At 31.6% G+C, this 19,708-nt stretch carries 14 protein-coding genes, 1 tRNA gene and 1 other RNA gene; 12 read left to right on the top strand and 4 right to left on the bottom strand.

What is annotated here, in order from left to right:
- Positions 1-2 precede the first annotated feature (2 nt).
- The 6 genes from rpoC to QN326_RS02095 all read left to right on the top strand — a co-directional run bounded on the left by rpoC (position 3) and on the right by QN326_RS02095 (position 9,707).
- The gene (gene rpoC, locus QN326_RS02070; protein ID WP_011160635.1) at positions 3-4,064 is read left to right on the top strand and encodes a DNA-directed RNA polymerase subunit beta'; all 4,062 of its coding nucleotides are present in this window, start codon (positions 3-5) and stop codon (positions 4,062-4,064) included.
- 20 nt (positions 4,065-4,084) lie between these two features.
- Positions 4,085-4,504, top strand: a complete 420-nt coding sequence (rpsL, locus tag QN326_RS02075; protein ID WP_011160636.1) for a 30S ribosomal protein S12 — start codon at positions 4,085-4,087, stop codon at positions 4,502-4,504.
- 88 nt (positions 4,505-4,592) lie between these two features.
- On the top strand, positions 4,593-5,063 hold the full coding sequence (rpsG, locus tag QN326_RS02080; RefSeq protein WP_034172143.1) for a 30S ribosomal protein S7: 471 nt from the start codon (positions 4,593-4,595) through the stop codon (positions 5,061-5,063).
- A gap of 24 nt (positions 5,064-5,087) precedes the next feature.
- Entirely contained in the window at positions 5,088-7,154 is a 2,067-nt protein-coding gene (gene fusA / locus QN326_RS02085; protein WP_342386772.1) for an elongation factor G, read from the top strand.
- A gap of 130 nt (positions 7,155-7,284) precedes the next feature.
- The gene (tuf, locus tag QN326_RS02090; RefSeq protein ID WP_011160639.1) at positions 7,285-8,469 is read left to right on the top strand and encodes an elongation factor Tu; all 1,185 of its coding nucleotides are present in this window, start codon (positions 7,285-7,287) and stop codon (positions 8,467-8,469) included.
- A 449-nt stretch (positions 8,470-8,918) separates the two neighbouring features.
- Complete coding sequence (locus QN326_RS02095; RefSeq protein WP_342386773.1) at positions 8,919-9,707, top strand: Bax inhibitor-1/YccA family protein; 789 nt, start codon at positions 8,919-8,921, stop codon at positions 9,705-9,707.
- Positions 9,708-9,754: 47 nt separating this feature from the next.
- Here QN326_RS02095 and rsmG read toward each other — a convergent pair whose 3' ends face one another.
- From rsmG to ffs, 4 genes are all read right to left on the bottom strand, one after another.
- Positions 9,755-10,393 (bottom strand): 16S rRNA (guanine(527)-N(7))-methyltransferase RsmG, encoded by a 639-nt coding sequence (gene rsmG / locus QN326_RS02100; RefSeq protein ID WP_034172397.1) that lies wholly within the window; start codon positions 10,391-10,393, stop codon positions 9,755-9,757.
- Complete coding sequence (gene mnmG, locus QN326_RS02105; RefSeq protein ID WP_011160642.1) at positions 10,380-12,233, bottom strand: tRNA uridine-5-carboxymethylaminomethyl(34) synthesis enzyme MnmG; 1,854 nt, start codon at positions 12,231-12,233, stop codon at positions 10,380-10,382. The genes rsmG and mnmG overlap by 14 nt, the downstream gene beginning before the upstream one ends.
- Before the next feature lie 66 nt (positions 12,234-12,299).
- Entirely contained in the window at positions 12,300-12,986 is a 687-nt protein-coding gene (locus QN326_RS02110) for a hypothetical protein (RefSeq protein WP_342386774.1), read from the bottom strand.
- Between the two features lie 168 nt (positions 12,987-13,154).
- An RNA gene (ffs, locus tag QN326_RS02115) (signal recognition particle sRNA small type) lies at positions 13,155-13,246 on the bottom strand.
- 341 nt (positions 13,247-13,587) lie between these two features.
- Here ffs and QN326_RS02120 point away from each other — a divergent pair.
- The 6 genes from QN326_RS02120 (at position 13,588) to miaA (ending at position 19,656) form a co-directional block, all read left to right on the top strand.
- Positions 13,588-13,664: transfer RNA gene (locus tag QN326_RS02120), tRNA-Arg, on the top strand.
- A 305-nt stretch (positions 13,665-13,969) separates the two neighbouring features.
- On the top strand, positions 13,970-15,055 hold the full coding sequence (locus tag QN326_RS02125) for a DNA recombination protein RmuC (RefSeq protein ID WP_034172060.1): 1,086 nt from the start codon (positions 13,970-13,972) through the stop codon (positions 15,053-15,055).
- A 297-nt stretch (positions 15,056-15,352) separates the two neighbouring features.
- Complete coding sequence (locus QN326_RS02130) at positions 15,353-15,664, top strand: hypothetical protein (RefSeq protein ID WP_342386775.1); 312 nt, start codon at positions 15,353-15,355, stop codon at positions 15,662-15,664.
- Positions 15,665-16,170: 506 nt separating this feature from the next.
- Complete coding sequence (gene rny, locus QN326_RS02135; RefSeq protein WP_342386776.1) at positions 16,171-17,757, top strand: ribonuclease Y; 1,587 nt, start codon at positions 16,171-16,173, stop codon at positions 17,755-17,757.
- A 24-nt stretch (positions 17,758-17,781) separates the two neighbouring features.
- Entirely contained in the window at positions 17,782-18,543 is a 762-nt protein-coding gene (locus tag QN326_RS02140; protein ID WP_034172400.1) for a TIGR00282 family metallophosphoesterase, read from the top strand.
- A gap of 237 nt (positions 18,544-18,780) precedes the next feature.
- Positions 18,781-19,656 (top strand): tRNA (adenosine(37)-N6)-dimethylallyltransferase MiaA, encoded by an 876-nt coding sequence (miaA, locus tag QN326_RS02145; RefSeq protein ID WP_069028239.1) that lies wholly within the window; start codon positions 18,781-18,783, stop codon positions 19,654-19,656.
- Positions 19,657-19,708 lie beyond the last annotated feature (52 nt).

A 19,708-nucleotide genomic window follows, 5' to 3' on the forward strand; every position in this document is an offset into this window, starting at 1 on the left:
AGATGAGTGATAACAGATTATTTACTTCAGTAGAAACTTTAAATCTTTCATCTCCAGTTTTAGAAAAATTAAAACTTTCTGGAATCAATACTTTGGAAGATTTTAACACTTTTACTTTAGAAGAGTTAAGGCTTTTACTGCAAGAAGCTTTTTTAGAAGTTTTACCTATCCTCAAAAACTTCGCCCTACCTCGCAATTTACAAAATCTAGATTTGAGTGAAGCCGTTATTAACATTCTTACTGAACTAGGAATGGAAGATTTTCAAGATCTTTTACAAACTAAAATGGCTGTCCTTACAAAAGCATTTGAAACCAATCCCCTTGCTTTTCAAAAATTAAACGACCTATTTAAGTTATACAACCACTTCCCTTCTATTTCATCTGACAAAGAATACGGTAGTAGAGATTATGATTATTTTAAAATCCGTCTAGCTGCTCCTGAAGAAATCAGACAGTGGTCTTATGGTGAGGTTACTAGCTACGAAACAATTAACTATCGCACCTATAAACCAGAGATATCAGGATTATTTTGTCAAAAGATTTTTGGTCCAGTAGTTGATTTCCAATGTGCTTGTTCTAAAAAACAAGTCAGCATCAAAAGTCAATTTTGTAACAAATGTGGAGTTGAATTTACCGAAACCAAAGTGCGTCGTGAAAGAATGGGACACATCGAATTACAAACCCCCATCGTCCACACTTGGTACCTTAACTCTTCTCCCAGCCGTTTAGCTATTCTTTTAAACATCAAAACTAAACAATTAGAAGAAATAGTTTATTATGTTTCTTACGTTGTAATTGATCCTGGAAAAACCGAATTCAAACCTAAAGAAATTATTACAGAAACCCAATACAGTGAAGCTCTTTATGAATTTGGAAACGCTTTTGTAGCTTTAACAGGTGCCGAAGCGGTTAAAAAATTACTAGAAAATCTCAATTTAGAAAAAACTATCAAAGTCCTTCGCAAATCTTTATCGGAAAATTCCAAACAAAAAAGAGAAAGCATTATTAAAAGACTAGAAATCATCGAATCTTTTCATCAATCAGACAACAAACCTGAATGGATGGTAATGGATGTTATTCCTGTATTGCCTCCGGGATTAAGACCGATGGTTCCTTTAGATGGTGGTCGTTTTGCCACTACTGAAGTCAACGATCTTTACCGCCGCATCCTTAATCGCAACAATCGTTTAAAAAAACAAATGCTCCAAAAAGCTCCTCGTTTAATCATTAAAAATGAAAAAAGAATGCTACAAGAAGCAGTTGATGCTTTATTTGATAATGCCAAAACTAGCAAAAAAAACGTTAACAACGTCGAAAAAAATCGCCCGCTTAAATCTTTATCCGAAATGCTACGCGGTAAACAAGGGCGTTTCCGTCAAAATCTTTTAGGTAAAAGAGTGGATTATTCGGGACGATCCGTAATTATTGTAGGTCCTGATTTAGAAATGCACCAATGCGGTGTGCCTCGTGAAATGGCAATTATTTTGTTCAAACCTTTCATTTTGAAAAAACTACAAGAAACCAAAGGAATTGACAAAAAAAACGCCAACACCATTTATGAAAAAATGAATGAAGAAGTTTGGAACGCCTTAGAAGAAGTAGTCAAAGAACACCCGGTCCTTTTAAACCGCGCCCCAACACTACACCGTTTAGGAATTCAAGCTTTTGATCCTAAATTAATTGACGGTAAAGCCATTCGCCTCCACCCTTTAGTTACGCCTGCCTTTAATGCCGATTTTGATGGCGACCAGATGGCAATTTATGTCCCTCTTTCTTTAGAAGCCCAAGCCGAAGCACGCTTATTGATGCTTGTTTCGAACAACATTTTAGACCCTAAAAATGGTAATCCAGTAGTAACACCTTCCCAAGATATGGTTTTAGGAAACTACTATTTAACCATTGAAGAAAAAAAAGATCGCACTATAAACAGCTATGATGCTGCCCAAAGAACTGCAGAACACCAATACAAACATCGCAATGAAGGAGCTTTTTTTGCTGACATCAACGAAGCCAAAACCGCTTATCAAAATAAAGAAATCCACCTTCACACAAGAATTTTTATCAAACCACAAGCAATTAATTTATCATTTACCGAAGAACAACGTCAAAAATATTTAATGACTACTTTAGGAAAATTAATTTTTAATGACATTTTGCCTCCAAGTTTCCCCTACATTAACGAACCAACTCAGTTTAATTTGGATGTCAAAACCCCTGATGCTTATTTTTTAGCTCCAGGAACCAACCCCAAACAATTCCTAAAAAAACTTCCCACCCCTAAACCTTTTAACAAAAAATTCCTATCTATGATTATTGCATGTTTTTTCAAACAAATGAAAATTACAGAAACTTCCAAAATGTTAGATCACATCAAAAACTTAGGTTTCAAGTATTCTACTATCGCAGGAATTACAGTTTCATTTGCAGACATCAATACTTACTCCAATAAACAAGAATTGTTACAAGAAGTAGAAGCACGCAATATTCAAATTGAGACTTGGTACAACGATGGTTTTTTAACAGATGCCGAACGTCGTCGTTTAGTAATTAACGAATGGAAAAATATTCGTGATGAAATTCAAGAAGGCTTGATGAAAGAATTTCAACAAGACAACCACATTTTTATGATGAGCGAAAGTGGCGCACGTGGTAGTGTTTCTAACTTTACTCAATTAGCAGGGATGAGAGGGTTAATGAATAACCCTAAAGGTGAAATTATTGAAGTCCCTGTTAAAGCTTCTTTCCGAGAAGGTCTGAAAGTTTCTGAGTTTTTCATCTCTACTCACGGAGCCCGTAAAGGTTCAACTGACACTGCCCTCAAAACAGCCGAGTCAGGTTATCTAACGCGTCGTTTAGTTGACGTAACTCAAGATATTGTTGTTATCAAAGAAGACTGCAATAGTGACCGCGGTTTTGTTGTAGAAGCTATGATTAGCGACGGCAAAGAAATTGTTTCACTCAAACAACGCATTATGGGACGCTTTGCTAGTTGCGACATTTGTCATCCCAAAACCAACGCCCTTATTATAGCGCGCAATGAATTAATTACTGAGTCCAAAGCCCAAGAAATTATTACTGCCAAAATTAAAAAAGTTCCTATTAGAAGCATTTTAACTTGTAATTGTGAATATGGTATTTGCGCCAAAGACTACGGCGTCAATCTAGCTACCAATAAATTAGTAGAAATTGGCGAAGCTGTTGGTGTTATTGCTGCTCAATCCATTGGGGAACCAGGAACTCAATTAACTATGAGAACTTTCCATACTGGAGGAGTTGCTTCTGCCTCAGATATTACTCAAGGTCTTCCAAGGATCGAAGAATTATTTGAAGTACGCAAACCTAAAGGAAAAGCGCTAATCAGCGAATTAAAAGGAAAAATCAAAAAAATTGATAAAATCCGTTCCCAAAATCCAGAAATTGTAATCACAGAAGAAAATGACCCTGACACAGAGCACCGTTATATTTTGGAACCTAATGTCGATATTTTAGTAAGCAAAAACAACAGTGTTTATCCCGGTCAAAAACTAACTTCTGGTTCGGTTGATCTAAAAGAACTTTTAAGAGTGGCAGGCACAACAGAGGCTCAAAAATACATCTTAGAAGAAGTACAAAAAGTTTATCGTGCCCAAAATGTTTATATCAGCGACAAACACATCGAAATTATTATTCACCAAATGTTTAAACAAATTTTAATTATTGATGAAGGTGATACTCAACTTTTACCTGGCACAGAAATTACTATTAATAACTTTAAAAAAGCTAATTTAAAAATGTTAGAAGAAAACAAACTTTTAGCAGTGGGGCGCCCCATTATTTTAGGAATTACGCGTTCTTCTTTAAGAAGTGATTCTTTACTGTCAGCTGCATCTTTCCAAGAAACTACTAAAATTCTAATCGATGCTGCCATCAAAGGAAAAACCGACCATCTTTACGGACTTAAAGAAAATGTTATTATTGGTGGCTTAATTCCTGCAGGAACAGGTATTTTAGAAACTACTTTATTTAAATATCCAAAAGAACCTGCAACCACTTCTGAACTTGCTGAAAAAACTAACCAAAATTAAAAAAAGAAAGGAAATAAAAAATGTCTACTGTTTCTCAATTAATCAAAAAACGTCGTAGCAGTAAAACTTCCAAAACTAAAGCACCTGCTCTAAGTTACGGTTTTAATGTTTTGCAAAAAAAAGCTAAACATTACAGTTCTCCTCAAAAAATGGGTGTTTGTCTGCGTGTAACTACCATGACTCCAAAAAAACCAAACTCAGCTTTACGTAAATTTGCAAGAGTGCGCCTAAGTAATGGTTCTGAAGTAACTGCCTACATTCCAGGCGTGGGACACTCCTTACAAGAACATAGCTCTGTTTTAGTTCGTGGCGGACGCGTAAAAGACCTTCCTGGTGTGCGTTATCATATCGTTCGTGGTGCTCTAGATGCTACTGGTGTTGCTAACCGCAAACAAGGGCGTTCTAAGTACGGCTCTAAATTACCTAAAGAAAAAAAATAATTACAATTACAAAGAATAAAAAATAAATAATAAAAAAATCACAAATCCCCAAAAAAATAAATAAAATAAAGAAAGTAGGTGAATTTTTGTGTCCCGTAAAGGTCATATTAAAAAAAGAGATGTACAGCCAGATCCTGTTTACAATTCTAAATTAGTTACTAAAATCATTAACATCATTATGGAAGACGGCAAAAAAGGCAAAGCTCAAACTATTTTTTATCAAGCTTTAAAACAAGTAAAAACTATCACTAACCGCGAGCCTATTGAAGTTTTTCATGAAGCCCTAAACAATATTATGCCTGTATTAGAAGTACGCACGCGTCGTGTGGGTGGTCAAAATTACCAAGTGCCTTCCGAAGTTCGTCCCGAAAGACGCCAGTCTTTAGGATTAAGATGGATTGTTAAATACACTAAAGAAAGTAATGAAAAAACAATGGAAGAAAGACTTGCCAAAGAAATAGTAGATGCTTCTTTAGGTAACGGAGTATTAGTTAAAAAAAGAGAAGAAACGCATCGCATGGCAGAAGCTAATAAAGCCTTTGCTCATTATCGTTGGTGATTGTAACTTATAGGAGAATAAAAGATGGCACGTCAGTTTTCATTAGAAAAAACTCGTAATATTGGCATTATTGCTCATATTGATGCAGGAAAAACCACCACTACAGAAAGAATTTTGTTCCACACCGGAAAAATTCATAAAATCGGAGAAACCCATGATGGCGCTTCTCAGATGGATTGGATGGAACAAGAACAAGAAAGAGGAATCACTATCACCTCTGCTGCTACTACTGCTTTTTGGAAAGACCACCGTATCAATATTATTGACACTCCCGGACACGTTGATTTTACGGTGGAAGTTTCGCGCTCTCTTAGAGTTTTGGATGGAGCAGTAACAGTTATTGATGCTCAGGCAGGAGTAGAACCACAAACTGAAACTGTTTGGCGCCAAGCTAGTGAATATAAAGTCCCAAGAGTTATTTTTGTTAACAAAATGGATAAAGTAGGCGCTGATTTTGCTTATGCAATTGAAACCCTTAAACAACGCTTAGGAGTTCATGCAAGCGCTATTCAATGGCCAATTGGCTCAGAAAATGACTTTAATGGTATCATTGATTTAGTAGAAATGAATGCTTTTGAATATGATAACACTTCCCCAGAAACAGGAAAAGTAGTTCCTATTCCTAGCGATTTAGAATCAATTACCCAAACTAAAAGAAACGAATTAATAGAAACTTTATCTACCCTAGACGAAGAATTAATGATGTATTATTTAGAAGAAAAACCAATCTCTTCTGAAATGTTGAAAAATTCCATTAGAAAAGCAACCTTACAAGCTTCCTTTTTCCCAGTTCTTTGCGGTTCTTCTTTCAAAAATAAGGGTGTTGTTAAAATGTTAGACGCTATTGTTGACTACCTTCCTGCTCCTTGTGATGTTGCAGCTATTGTTGGTTTTGATTCTGACAACCAAGAAATTGTGCGCACCGGATTAGATGAAGAACACTTCATAGCTCTAGCTTTCAAAGTGATGACCGATCCTTATGTAGGAAAATTAACCTTTTTCCGTATCTATTCAGGTTCAGTTAAAGCTGGTTCTTACGTAACTAACACTACTAAAGGAACCAAAGAACGTTTTGGACGCTTATTACAAATGCATGCTAATTCTCGTGAAGAAGTAAAAGAAGCCTACACAGGCGATATTTTAGCAGTTGTAGGATTAAAAGCAACTACTACAGGAGACACTTTAGCATCAGAAGGACAAACCATCGTCTTAGAATCAATGAATTTCCCAGAACCAGTAATTGAAATTGCAGTAGAACCAAAAACTAAAGCTGACCAAGATAAAATGGGTATTGCCCTTGCAAAATTAGCTGAAGAAGACCCTACATTTAAGGTTTTTTCCAATCATGAAACCGGGCAAACTATTATTGCTGGAATGGGTGAACTTCATTTAGATATCATTATTGAACGTCTTAAAAGAGAATTCAAAGTACAAGCAAATGTTACAGAACCTCAAGTAGCATACCGCGAAACAATCACCCAAGAAATTGAGACAGAAGGAAAATTCATTCGTCAATCAGGTGGTCGTGGACAATACGGACATGTGTGGATGCGTTTTGAACCAAATCCTGGAAAAGGTTTTGAATTCGTTAATAAAATTGTAGGTGGTGTAGTTCCTCGTGAATACGTTCCTGCAGTTCAAAAAGGAATTCAAGAAGCTCTTGCTGGTGGTATTTTAGCTGGATATCAAATTATTGATGTTAAAGCAACTTTATTTGATGGCTCTTACCATGATGTCGATTCTTCCGAAATGGCTTTTAAAATTGCTGCTTCCATGGCATTAAAAGAAACCAAAACCAAAGGAAACCCAGTCATTTTAGAACCTATTATGGACGTTGAAGTAGTTACTCCCAACGATTATGTAGGAAATGTTATTGGTGATCTAACTTCTAGAAGAGGTAGATTAGAAAACCAAGAATCACGGGCCAACGCTGTTGCTATTAGAGCGTTTGTTCCCCTTTCTGAAATGTTTGGATATGCTACTGTTTTGCGTTCCAATACTCAAGGAAGAGCTACTTTTATTATGCAATTTGCTAAATATGAAAAAGCTCCTAAAAGCATCACTGAAGAAATTATTAAAAAACGAGCTTAGACAACCTTACACTAAAAAACATTTTTATTAACAAAATAGTTGTGAAAAGCCAAAAATAAGTTAAAATTTAAATGGTAAATATATTTATTAAAACAAACCTTAAAACATAATAAAAGGAGGCCTTTGAAAAATGGCTAATGAAAAATTTATACGAAACAAACCGCATTTAAATGTAGGTACTATTGGACACGTAGACCACGGTAAAACTACTCTTACAGCAGCTATTACCCAAGTTTTGTCTACTCGTGGCTTGGCTAAAAGTAGAGCTTATGATCAAATTGATAATGCTCCTGAAGAAAGAGAACGTGGAATCACTATTAAAACTTCACACGTAGAATATGAAACAGAAAAACGTCACTATGCTCACGTTGACTGTCCTGGACACGCCGATTATGTTAAAAACATGATTACTGGTGCTGCTCAAATGGATGCTGCTATTTTAGTTGTTTCTGGTGCAGATAGTGTTATGCCTCAAACTAGAGAACACATTTTATTAGCGCGCCAAGTTGGTGTTCCAAAAATTGTTGTTTTCTTAAATAAATGTGATCTTTCCCCAGACGAACAAATTTTAGAATTAGTAGAAATGGAAGTTCGTGAATTATTATCTCAATACGATTTCCCAGGAGACGACATTCCTGTTATTAGAGGATCTGCATTAAAAGCTTTAGAAGGTGACGCTCATTACGTTGCTCAAGTAAACGAATTAATCGAAACTCTAGACACCTACATTGAAGACCCGGTGCGCGAAGTTGACAAACCTTTCTTAATGCCTGTAGAAGATGTTTTCACTATTACTGGTAGAGGAACTGTTGTTACTGGTAGAGTAGAAAGAGGTCAAGTAAAAGCTGGTGATGAAGTAGAAATCGTAGGACTTAAAGAAACTAGAAAAACTATTGTAACTGCAGTAGAAATGTTTAAAAAAGACCTAGATTTTGCTCAAGCAGGAGACAACGTTGGAGCTTTATTACGTGGAATTAACCGTGAAGACGTACAACGTGGACAAGTTTTAGCTAAACCAGGTTCTGTTAAGCCTCATTCTAAATTTGTTGCTCAAGTTTATGTTTTAACTAAAGAAGAAGGAGGACGTCACACTGCCTTTTTCTCTCAATACCGTCCTCAATTCTATTTCCGTACTACAGATATTACAGGAGTAGTTGAATTACAAGGTGATGTTAAAATGGTAATGCCAGGTGACAACGCTGAATTAGTAGTTACCCTTAACAACCCAATTGCTATCGAAGAAGGAACTAAATTTTCTATTCGTGAAGGTGGAAAAACAGTTGGTGCAGGATCAGTTTCCAAACTTCTTAACTAAAAATTCATTATACCCAACCTTATTAATAAATAAAACCCACATAATGTGGGTTTTTATCTTTTTTAACTATTTTTTATTTTGTATTTTGCCCCTTTTTGCCCTTTTGCCTTTTTATCGCTTTTTAAAACTCCACAAACCTAACCCAACTCAACTAAAAGATGCAAATTTGGCAATAATGACATTTTAAACACTTATAAAAAAATTAGTTGTGTGCCAAAAAAACGCTATTTATTATCAAATTTCACAACACTAACCAAAAAAACACCACTTTTTGTCATTTTTTGCAATAAAAAAGCAAAATATCTTCCAATTAATTTTAAAAAAAGGTAAAATATATATGTGCTTGTTTATTAAGCAAGTTAAAAAAGATGTAAATATTTTTTTAAATAATAAGAATAATAAAATAAATTTAATTTTAATAATAAATAAAATTTAAAAAGGTGGTTTAGATGGAATCCAATAAAGTAAATAATTCGTTTACCCAAATTAAAAATAACTTTCTTTCTTTATTTGAAACAACTACTTATAATAATATTGCTACTCGTAAAGGAATTGCTTTAAAAACAATTTTGCTTTTATGTGTTACAGCAATCACTTCAATGTTTTTTTACCCAATTCTAAAACCCGCGATATTAAAAAATCTAAATATTCATGCAATTTATTTTTCCATGATTGCGTTAGGTTTTTTAAATTATGGTATTTATTCTGCAGGATTAAAACAAGTTGAAATTTCTAAAGCTTGTGGATTAATTTATTCTTTTATAGAAGGAATAATTTTATCAATTATTTTTGTTGTTCTAAATTTAGTTTATGCCAATTTAGTTGAAATTGCCTTTATGGCTATTTTTGCAACCTTTATCGTCTTTGTTGCAATGTCCCATGCTTATTATAAAGGTTTTATAAAAGTAACAAATAGATTTAGACAAATTATGCTATATTGTTATTTTGCTTTGGTGGTTTCTTATATAGTTCGTTTAGTGTTGTCTTTATGCGGCATTTGGACAATTGAAAATATTATTTACAATAGCTTTTTAACTCTTCCTATTAGTTTAATTATGTTAGGATTTGTATCTATGTTTTTAGCACTTCATTTTGATTACACCGAACAAATGATTAAACAAGGAATGCCTAAAAAATATGAATGGCAAGTTTCTTTGGCTTTTGCAACAACTTTAATTGAAATTTTTTTAAGAATAATGTTAATTTTGCTAAGGTTATTTGGTCAAGAAAGAAAATAAAAAAGATCACGAATATTCGTGATCTTTTTTTTATTATATTACCTTTTTTATTCGGTTTGGAATAATAAATTAGTTCTTGTTCCTAATTGCATTGGTAATTCCAATGTTTTTGCACTAACTAATTTAACTCTTATTTGCTTAATTATCTTTTTGCTAGCTTCTAATTCTTGTTGAAAGTTTTTACCTTTCATAGCAATAAAATAACCCTTTTTTTTCACTAAAGGAACACACCATTTTAAGATAAGTTCCAGTCTAGCCAAAGCGCGAGCAACAACACAATCATAACTGCCATTTTTGGCTATGTCATATTGTTCTACTCTTTGGTGAAAAAAACATATATTATCTAATTCCAAATGGCTTGCTAATTGTTTTAAGAAATTGATTTTTTTTAAAGATGATTCAATGATTACAATTTTTAAATGAGGAAAAAGAATTTTTAAAGGAAAGCTAGGAAAGCCAGCACCCGAGCCAACATCACAAAGATTAGTTACAGTATTAAAGTTAAATATTTCTTTTAAAATTAAAGAATCATAAAAATGTTTATAGCAAACATCAGATAAAGATATTATAGAAGTAAGGTTCATTTTTTGGTTTTCTTGTTTTAAAAATTCATAGTAAAAAACAAACTTGTTTAATTGCTTTTCGTTGAGTGCAAATTTGTCTTTTAATGATTCAAAGTAAAGCATGATGTTTTTCCAAATAAACTAATAAAATCGAAATATCAACTTGATTGACTCCTAATATTCTTGTTGCTTGTCCTAAAGTTTGGGGTTTGATTAAATCAAGTTTTTCTTGAGCTTCTTTTGATAAATTTTTAATATCTGCGTAATTGATTTTGCTAGGAATTTTTTTTTGTTCTAACCTTGCTAATTTTTGAGCTTCTTTTTGGGCTTTAGCAATATAACCTTCGTATTTGATTTGTATTTCTACTTGTTCATAAATGGTTTTATCTGCTTTTTCCTGTAAAAAATGTTGTAAAGTGCAAAAATTTAATTCTGGTCTTTTTAGTAGTTGTGCTAATGTGGTTTTTTCTCCAAGACTAGCTGATTTTTGTTGTTTTAAATAAGATAGATTATCTGAATTAACTAAAATTTCATAATTTTTGCTTTTTTCTAATAAAAGGTTGATTTTAGCTTTTTTGTTTTGAAAATTGTTATAATCTTTTTCATCAATCAAACCTAGTTGATATCCGTAATCTTTGAGGCGCAAATCGGCATTGTCGTGTCTTAATAATAAACGAAATTCCGCGCGTGATGTCAAAAGACGGTACGGTTCTTTGGCGCCCTTAGTGATTAAATCATCGATCAAAACACCAATATAGGCTTCATTTCTTTTTAACACAAAAGGAGGTTTATTTTGGAGTTTTAAAGAAGCATTAATTCCTGCCATAAGCCCTTGACAAGCAGCTTCTTCATAACCGCTGGTGCCGTTCATTTGTCCTGCTAAAAAGAGATTTTGGATTTTTTTAGTCTCTAAACTGTGTTTGAGTTGGTTGGGATTAAAAGCATCGTATTCGATAGCATAAGCATATTTAGTGATTTGGGCGTTTTGTAATCCTGGAATAGTTTTAAGGATTTCGTGTTGAACGTGTTGAGGCATGCTGGTAGAAAGTCCTTGTAGATACATTTCATCCAAAGATAGGCTTTCTGGTTCAATAAAAATTTGATGACTGTTTTTATCACAAAATCTTACTACTTTATCTTCGATAGAAGGGCAATAACGAGGGCCTGTGCCTTCAACATAACCTCCATACATAGCTGATTGGTTTAAATGTTTTTGGATAACTTGGTGGGTGGTTTGGTTGGTGTGAGTTAAAAAACATGGTTCTTGGGGTCTTTGATTTGTTTGGGGAACAAAACTAAATATTTGTTCTAAATTATCTCCCATTTGTATTTTGGTTTGGCTATAATCAATGCTGTTTTTTTTAACTCTTGGTGGTGTGCCTGTTTTTAAACGAATAACTTCAAAACCTAATTCTTTTAATTGAGTGCTGATACCGTAAGTTGTAGGAACGCCATTAGGTCCCGAGGATTTTTTGGTATCTCCAATTAAAATTTGGCTTGCTAAATAAGTTCCTGTAGTGATAATGACAGTTTTGGCATTAATTTTTGTTCCATCAATAAGACAGACTCCTTGAACTTGGTTGTTTTGGATGACTAGATTGTTTACGAGCCCTTCCAATAGAGTTAAATTGAGGGTTTTTTGTAATATTTCGAAAATAATTTGAGGATATTCTAATTTATCAATTTGAGCTCTTAAAGCTCTTACTGCAGGACCTTTGGAAGAGTTAAGCATTTTGATCTGAATTTGTGCAAGATCTGCAGCTTTTGCCATAACACCACCTAAAGCATCTATTTCACGTACTACAACACCTTTGGCAGGACCTCCTATAGAAGGATTGCAAGGTAAGGAAGCAACTTGTTTTAAGGAGCCTGTAATGAGTAAAGTATTATGTTTTTTTGCCAATATTAAAGCAGCTTCAACACCTGCATGTCCTGCTCCAATAACAATGCTATCGTAGATCATTTGAGTACCTTTCTTGATTGTTTTTTTGGGTTTTATAATCATTTATTTATCATTTGTTTAATTTAATTAGTTTATTTCGTCTATTGTGTTGTCTTTGTTTTTGGAGCTGTCTTCATTGGGATTTTGGTCGGATTTGGGTTCAACAAAAGTTGGATTGAATTGTTTTTGTTTTTCTTTTAATGATTCGTAAAGTTCTATTCCTAATGTTTCTTGGATTTTGTCCAATGTTTCTTGTAATTTTTTATCTCTAAATATGTGTAATTTTTTTTGTTGGTTTTTCATCCAATAATTCATAGAAAAACAAGAAGATATCAATACAACAAAAGCAGGAATTCTTAACCAAACAGAAATTTGTCCACTAAGCAAAAAAGCATTTAATAAAATAGGCACTAAAACTGCCACAAATAAAAATTTTATTGTTTTGATTAAAGTAGCTTCTTTTTGGAAAATCTGCCATATAAAATCTAGCCACATATCGTTTATATCTTTTTGATAAAAAGCTCCAAATTCTTCGTAATATTTTTTTTCAACCAAAAGGCGGCACACTCCTTTATCAGCAGTCCAAACAGCAAATTGGCGTGATTGAAAAAGAGTACTATAATATTTGCTTTGATCCAAATAATAAAATTCTACTTTGGTTTCTTTTCCTTTTAATGTTGTTTCTTGGGTTAAAAATGGTTCTCCTTGTAAAGAGTTGTAAATATTAGTTAATAATTTAAATTCTTTTTCTTTTTGAAAAAATGAAAAATTCATATGATTGCTCCTTTTCCTTTATTTTTTAGTTGTGAAATTGTTATTTTTCGAAAGTATTTTTGCCAAAATTCATTAATAAAAATTTATTTTTTTGTTTTTTTAATTTTATGCATTGAATTGTTGTTTTAAAAATTGTTTTTTGGGTCTTTTATATTAAAAATAACCTTTTCAAACCCTATCTTCCACACAATAAAAATAACTTATGGCTGCTTCAATCAAGACCTGACCAAATTCGTCTCTTATTGTTGAATGATAAGGTTTGAAAAGGCTACCTTAGTTTTGTTGGATAAAAATACTTGTCTTTCGTTAATGTTTTTTGTGATTTGTAAATTATTTTTTTCTTGAAAACATTTTTAAAAAATTTTGTATTTTTTGTTTTAATTTAGAAATTATTTAGAAATTATTTAGAAATTAAAAATCAACATTATTATTATATACTTTTTTTATGTATTTGTGCAAACTTTTTTTATTTAATAGATATTTAATGACTTTTGGATCGTTTTTTCTTTGAGGATTTAAATAAAGAAACTATCTTCACTACTTTAATTGCTTTTTTTTGTCCAAAACAATGATTTTATAGTATAATATTTGTTGTATGTTTGTTTGAGTAGCTCAGCTGGATAGAGCAACGGCCTTCTAAGCCGTCGGTCGGGGGTTCGAATCCCTTCTCAAACGCCAGTTTATCTTTTATTTTTTGCACCATTTCCCTTAATTTAGTAATTTAGCACTTAGGCATTTATATTTATTTTTAATATTTATTTTTTTTGTCCCAAACATTTTTACAAATTTTTATTTTATGTATGTTATTTGTTTTTCAAATAAGAAATAAATATTAAAAATATTTAAAGAACAAATCTCAATAATAACCCTTTTTTTATTTTTGTTTTGTTTTTTATTTTTTGTATTTTTTTATATCAACTTTAATGCATCAAAAAGCTAAAAGACATTAAAAAAGAAAAAAAGAAAAAGGAATAACAAAATAAATGCCTCAAGATCAAATTGTTTTTTTATTAATCTTAACTTTATCCGTTATTTTGATTCTTATTTTGGGTGGTGTAACTTTCATTATTTATTTTTTTGTTGCCAAACCGAAAAAAACGCAAGTCAATATCCAAGATTTTGTGAAACAAGCTTTTTTAGAGTCAGAATCTAGGGTTATTTGTCGTTTGGATGATAAAATTAACAATTTAACTCATCAAAGTCAAGATAGTTTAACTAAAGAAATTAAAGATACTCGCCAACATTTAACAATTAATCTGGAAAATTCTTTAAAAGTTTTAAGAGAACAAAATGCAAGTGGTTTTCAAGAAGTGCAAAACATTCATAAATTATTGTGCCAAAACGATAAAACAGGACAAGCTGGAGAATTTTTGTTGGCACGCGTTTTGGAAAATGTTTCTCATTTTAAAGATAAATTAGTTTTTGAAAAACAATATTTAATGAAAAAAACAAACAATAACGGCAATCGTCTTAAAGTTGATGTGATGTGTAAAGGTTATGGTAAATTTGTTCAAATTCCTATTGATTCGAAGTTTCCTACCACAGATTTTCTAGCCTATATTAACGCCACTTTCAACCAAACAGAATTAAAGAGTCGCTTTTTATTTCACGTTAAAGAAAGAATTAAAGAAGTTCAAAAATACGTCAGCAAAGAAGACAACTGCCCTTATGCCATTATGTTTATTCCTTCTGAAAGTATTTTTGCCCAAATTAATTGCGATCATGAAATAATATCATATGCTTTTAAACGCAATGTTATCATTACAAGTCCTTCGATTTTACTTGCTATTCTTAATTCAGTTGATTATTATTTTCAAATTTTCGAAAGTGTTCAAAACAACGAAGAAAAACTTGAATGTATTGAAAATGTGCTACAAGCGATGAAAAATTTTGATAAAGTCTTTATTTATGATTTGAAAGCGGCTTTGGAAAAAGTTCTCAAAGTGATTGAAGATATTCAAAAAAAAGAAAAAACCTTAGAGCAACGTTATCAAAAATTGTTAGAAGTTCGCAAAAAAGAAAATAACAATTCCAAAAACAACATCAAAAATGAAAAGATAGATTTTTAAATCATTATTTTAACATTATTTTGCAAATACTTTTTTGAGTTATTATATAATATTTACGGATACTATTTTTTTTTATTTAGTATCTTATATATTTCATTAATTAAATTATTAAAATTATCTATATTTTTAAATCCAAATTAAAATTAAAAAATTATGCATTCAAATCCAATTTATATTATTTATTATTCTTTATTTTGATATTTTGAGTTTTGGCATGATTTTTATTCAACAACCAAAGGATATCATTTTATTTTTAAATTTACTTCCAAGCAAATCATTATTACTAGCGTTTTTATTGTGATATTACTTGCCATTCCTATTATTATATTTTTTTCTTTAGAAGAAGAATCTCCTCAAGGGTCATCTTCTGATGAAGTTATTGAACAAATGCAATTTTCTGATGAAACACAAAACCCAAACCCAGCCCCTTCGATTTTAGAAAAAAAATCTTGGAAAGATGTATTTATTGAAAAATCAGGAGAAATTGTTGAAAAAGTTATAAAATCTCCGAAAGTATCTCAATCACTAGAAACTTTTTCTAATAAATTATCAAGCACCGTTAGCAAAAGCCTTTCGCAAAATAAAAACCAATCACAAAGAAAAGCTTGATTATTAATTATATTAATAAATTCAAATATTTTGCTAGTACATAATAATATATAATAATTAAATATTTTTCATTACAAAAGCTAATCTTTTTAAGGTTAGCTTTTCAGTTTTTTTATTTTTGCCACTATTCATCACAGAACCATTGTTTTTTGCATGGTTTTTGCTGAATTGTTTTTCGCAAACCAAACTTTATTATTTTTTTTAAACCCAATTTATACATTTTTATTTTTTCATTTCACGATGAAATTTTGTACTGAACAAATTAAAAAAAATAATAAAACTTCCAACCCGCCCCATTCAAAATTAATTCTAAATTAATTATCAATATTTTAAAAAACAAACTTATTTATCGTTTTAATGACAAAATTGCATCAAAAAATCTAATTCCCCCTATTTTTTTATTTTTTGTTTTGCATTACAAATCATTAAACTAAATTCAAAAAGAAAAAGAGGTAAAACAATGATTTTACATTTGTTAACCCCCCCAAAAGAAAGGTATCAAGGATATGAAAGGTGATTATTGGCGAACTCATTGTGTAATGGGTTGTTCCCTTTTTGTCTTTGCTTTAATTTGTGGATCAATTATCGGCTATTTTTTGTATTCTTTTTTTAATCAAAAGAAATTAGAAGAAAAAAAACAAGCATTTGACAACAAACTAAAAGAAAAAGAAAAAGATTTGCAACAACGCGAACAAGAAATGATGCGTAATGCCAAAATAGAAATAACTTCTTTAAGACAAAAATTAGAACTGGATTTAGAACAAAGAACCAACACAATTGTTGATTTAGAATCCAAAAATAATCGTCGTGAAGAATTGCTTAACAACAGAACTGAGAGCCTCAATAAAAGAGAAGAGCATTTAGATTCTGAACAACAAATAATTAGCCATACTAAAAAAAACCTAGAACAACAAATCAAAGAACAAGAAACAATTTTAAACACCCAAAAACAACAATTAGAAAAAATAGCTTCCTTAACGCAAGATCAAGCCAGACAAATCATAATGAAAGAAACAAGAGACCAAACCACTTATGAAATGATGTCATATATTAAACAAGAAGAAGAAAAAGCCAAAAGCGAAGCATCTAAAAAAGCCAAAACTCTTTTAGTTTTAGCCATGCAAAAATATGCTGGCGATATTACAGGAGAAAAAAATATTAGCGTTGTTAACATTCCTAACGAAGATATGAAAGGACGGATTATTGGGCGCCAAGGCAGAAATATTAAGTCTTTGGAAGTTTTAACCGGAGTAGACTTAATTATTGATGAGTCCCCTTGCACCATTATTTTAAGTAGTTTTGACCCGATTAGAAGAGAAATTGCCAAAAAAACTTTAGAATTTTTGGTCTCTGATGGGCGAATTCATCCTTCTCGCATCGAAAAAGCCTTAGAAACTTCAACCATAGAAGTAGACAATTTTATTAAAGAAATGGGCGAAGAAGCTGCTTTTATTACTAAAATCGGCGAAGTGCACCCCGACTTAATTAAAATTTTGGGAAAACTGCACTTCCGCATTAGTTACAGTCAAAATGTTTTGAAACATTCTTTGGAAGTAGCTTTTTTAGCTGGTAAACTTGCCTCTGAAATTGGCGAAAACGAAATTCTTGCAAGAAGAGCAGGACTTTTTCATGACATCGGTAAAGCTCTAGACCACGAAATGGAAGGAAGCCACGTAGAAATTGGCGTTTTTATTGCTTCCAAATACAAAGAAAAAAAAGAAGTTATCGACGCTATTGCCTCTCATCATGAAGACCAAGAACCCCAATCAATTATCGCTGTTTTAGTTGCAATAGCAGACACCTTGTCTTCCGCTAGACCAGGAGCCAGAAAAGAATCAGTAGAAAACTACATCCAAAGACTAACCAAATTAGAAACTATTGCTAATGCAACAGAAGGAGTTGCCAAATCTTATGCTATTCAAGCTGGGCGCGAAATTCGTGTTATCGTTGAACCAGACAAAATCGCAGACAATTTTATTTTCCAAACTGCCCGCACCATTAAAGAACAAATTGAAAAAGACATTAGTTACAATGGTGTTATCAAAGTTACTGTTATAAGAGAAACCAGAGCTGTGGAAATGGCTAAATTATAATCCACCAAAGGAGATAATTAATTCATGAAAATAATGTTTATCGGAGATATTTACGGAAACCCAGGAATTAGTTATTTTGCCGAAAAAGTGGGTTTTTTAAAAGAAACTTACAAACCTAACCTCATTATTGCCAATGCTGAAAACGCTGATAATGGCAAAGGTTTAAGTTTTAAAATTTATAAAAAATTACAAAAATTAGGTGTTGATTTGATGACTATGGGAAACCATGTTTGGAAAAATAAACAAATTAAAAATTTTATTGACAAATCAAATGTAATTCGTCCCATCAATGACACCCAACAATTAGGGCAAGGTTATAAAATTATTGATTGCGAAGATAAAAAAATTTTAGTTATGAATGCTTTAGGACGTGTTTTTATTAACTCCAAATTGCATTGCCCTTTCAAAACTATTGATAATGTTTTGGAACAAAATAAAGCTAAATATGATTTTTCTTTTTTGGATTTTCATGCCGAAGCCACTAGTGAAAAAATTGCTTTAACTCATTATTTTGATGGTAGAATTGATGCTATTGTAGGCACTCACACTCATGTCCAAACTAACGACGAACGCCTTTTTCCCCACAATACTCTTTATATTTCTGATGCAGGAATGACAGGAGCCAAGGACGGCGTCATTGGTAAAGAAAAAGAACCTATAATTCAATCTTTTTTAGGAAATCGTGTTGTTTCAAGACCTAATGCCGAAGGAAAAAGACAATTAAACGGTTTACTTGTCACTCTTAAACCTCACAAAACTATTGAAAAGATTAATTTATCAGAATGAAATAAAATTTGTTTTATGAAAACTAAGCGAAAAAGAATCAAAATTATCTTCTGTATCACTTTAATTTTTTTTGTTTTTTAACGCTTTGCATTTTTTTATTTTATTCTGGTTTTTTAATTATTTAAATTATTAAATTATTATACCAAACATAACTTTTCCATATAAATTTATAATGATTTTATATTTTGGAAAATATTTAATAACCCCAAAACACTTCTACCCTCATAAAGGAAAATTATGAAAAAAGTAATCGCTATTACAGGTCCTACCGCTTCAGGAAAAACTAGCCTTTCTATTAAAATAGCTAAAAAAATTAATTTAGAAATAATTAATTGCGATTCTCTTCAAATGTATCAAAAATACGATATTGGAACTGCTAAAATAACTCTCGAAGAAGCCCAAGGAATTAAACATCATCTTTTAGATTTTCTTGCTCCTGGAACAAATTACAGTATTTATCATTTTCAAAAAGATGCCCGCAAAAAAATCGAAGAAACGCCCCTTCCTTTATTTGTGGGTGGTAGCGGGCTTTATCTTAAATCAGCTCTTTTTGATTATGAATTAACTCCTAAATCTTTGTTTTTGCCACCTACTTCTTTACCTGCAATAGAAAATATGATTGATTTTATTAAACAAAAAGATCCTCAATTAATTGCGAACCTAGATTTAAAAAATCCTCGTCGCATCCTAAGCGCTTATCAAGATTTACTTGCAGGCACTTTAAGGTCACAAAAAAATAAAAAACACAATCCTCTATATTCTTCGCTAATTTTTTATCTCGATATTGATAGACAAATTTTGAAAAAAAGAGTTATTTTAAGATTGGAACAAATGTTAAAACAAGGTTTTATAGAAGAAGTTAACCAAATTCAAACTCATTTTCCAAACGCCAATTTTAATATTATTGGTTATCGTGAAATTAAAGCTTTGTTAGAAGGAAAAATAACTTTAGATCAAGCCAAAACCTTAATTATTCAAAAAACTATGCAATATGCCAAACGCCAAAAAACTTGGTTTAAAAATCAAATTAAGCCCATCATTCTAGATGCCTTATCCCCTGATTTAGAAAAAACCACTATTTGCCTTATTAACGATTTTTTAAAAACTGATTAAACATTAAACAATTAAACCAACGAAAACAATTCCAAAAAATAAGAAAGTAATT

Source organism: Candidatus Phytoplasma asteris (assembly GCF_038505995.1).
GTDB classification, from domain to species: Bacteria; Bacillota_I; Bacilli_A; order Acholeplasmatales; family Acholeplasmataceae; genus Phytoplasma; species Phytoplasma asteris.

Bases quoted from the DNA above. Each gene is read 5' to 3' on its own strand.
- QN326_RS02140 (WP_034172400.1), top strand. From the start codon at position 17,782: ATGAAAATAATGTTTATCGGAGATATTTACGGAAACCCAGGAATTAGT.
- rsmG (WP_034172397.1), bottom strand. From the start codon at position 10,393: ATGCTTTACTTTGAATCATTAAAAGACAAATTTGCACTCAACGAAAAG.
- mnmG (WP_011160642.1), bottom strand. From the start codon at position 12,233: ATGATCTACGATAGCATTGTTATTGGAGCAGGACATGCAGGTGTTGAA.
- QN326_RS02095 (WP_342386773.1), top strand. From the start codon at position 8,919: ATGGAATCCAATAAAGTAAATAATTCGTTTACCCAAATTAAAAATAAC.
- miaA (WP_069028239.1), top strand. From the start codon at position 18,781: ATGAAAAAAGTAATCGCTATTACAGGTCCTACCGCTTCAGGAAAAACT.
- rpsL (WP_011160636.1), top strand. From the start codon at position 4,085: ATGTCTACTGTTTCTCAATTAATCAAAAAACGTCGTAGCAGTAAAACT.
- rpoC (WP_011160635.1), top strand. From the start codon at position 3: ATGAGTGATAACAGATTATTTACTTCAGTAGAAACTTTAAATCTTTCA.
- fusA (WP_342386772.1), top strand. From the start codon at position 5,088: ATGGCACGTCAGTTTTCATTAGAAAAAACTCGTAATATTGGCATTATT.
- QN326_RS02125 (WP_034172060.1), top strand. From the start codon at position 13,970: ATGCCTCAAGATCAAATTGTTTTTTTATTAATCTTAACTTTATCCGTT.
- rny (WP_342386776.1), top strand. From the start codon at position 16,171: ATGAAAGGTGATTATTGGCGAACTCATTGTGTAATGGGTTGTTCCCTT.
- QN326_RS02110 (WP_342386774.1), bottom strand. From the start codon at position 12,986: ATGAATTTTTCATTTTTTCAAAAAGAAAAAGAATTTAAATTATTAACT.
- tuf (WP_011160639.1), top strand. From the start codon at position 7,285: ATGGCTAATGAAAAATTTATACGAAACAAACCGCATTTAAATGTAGGT.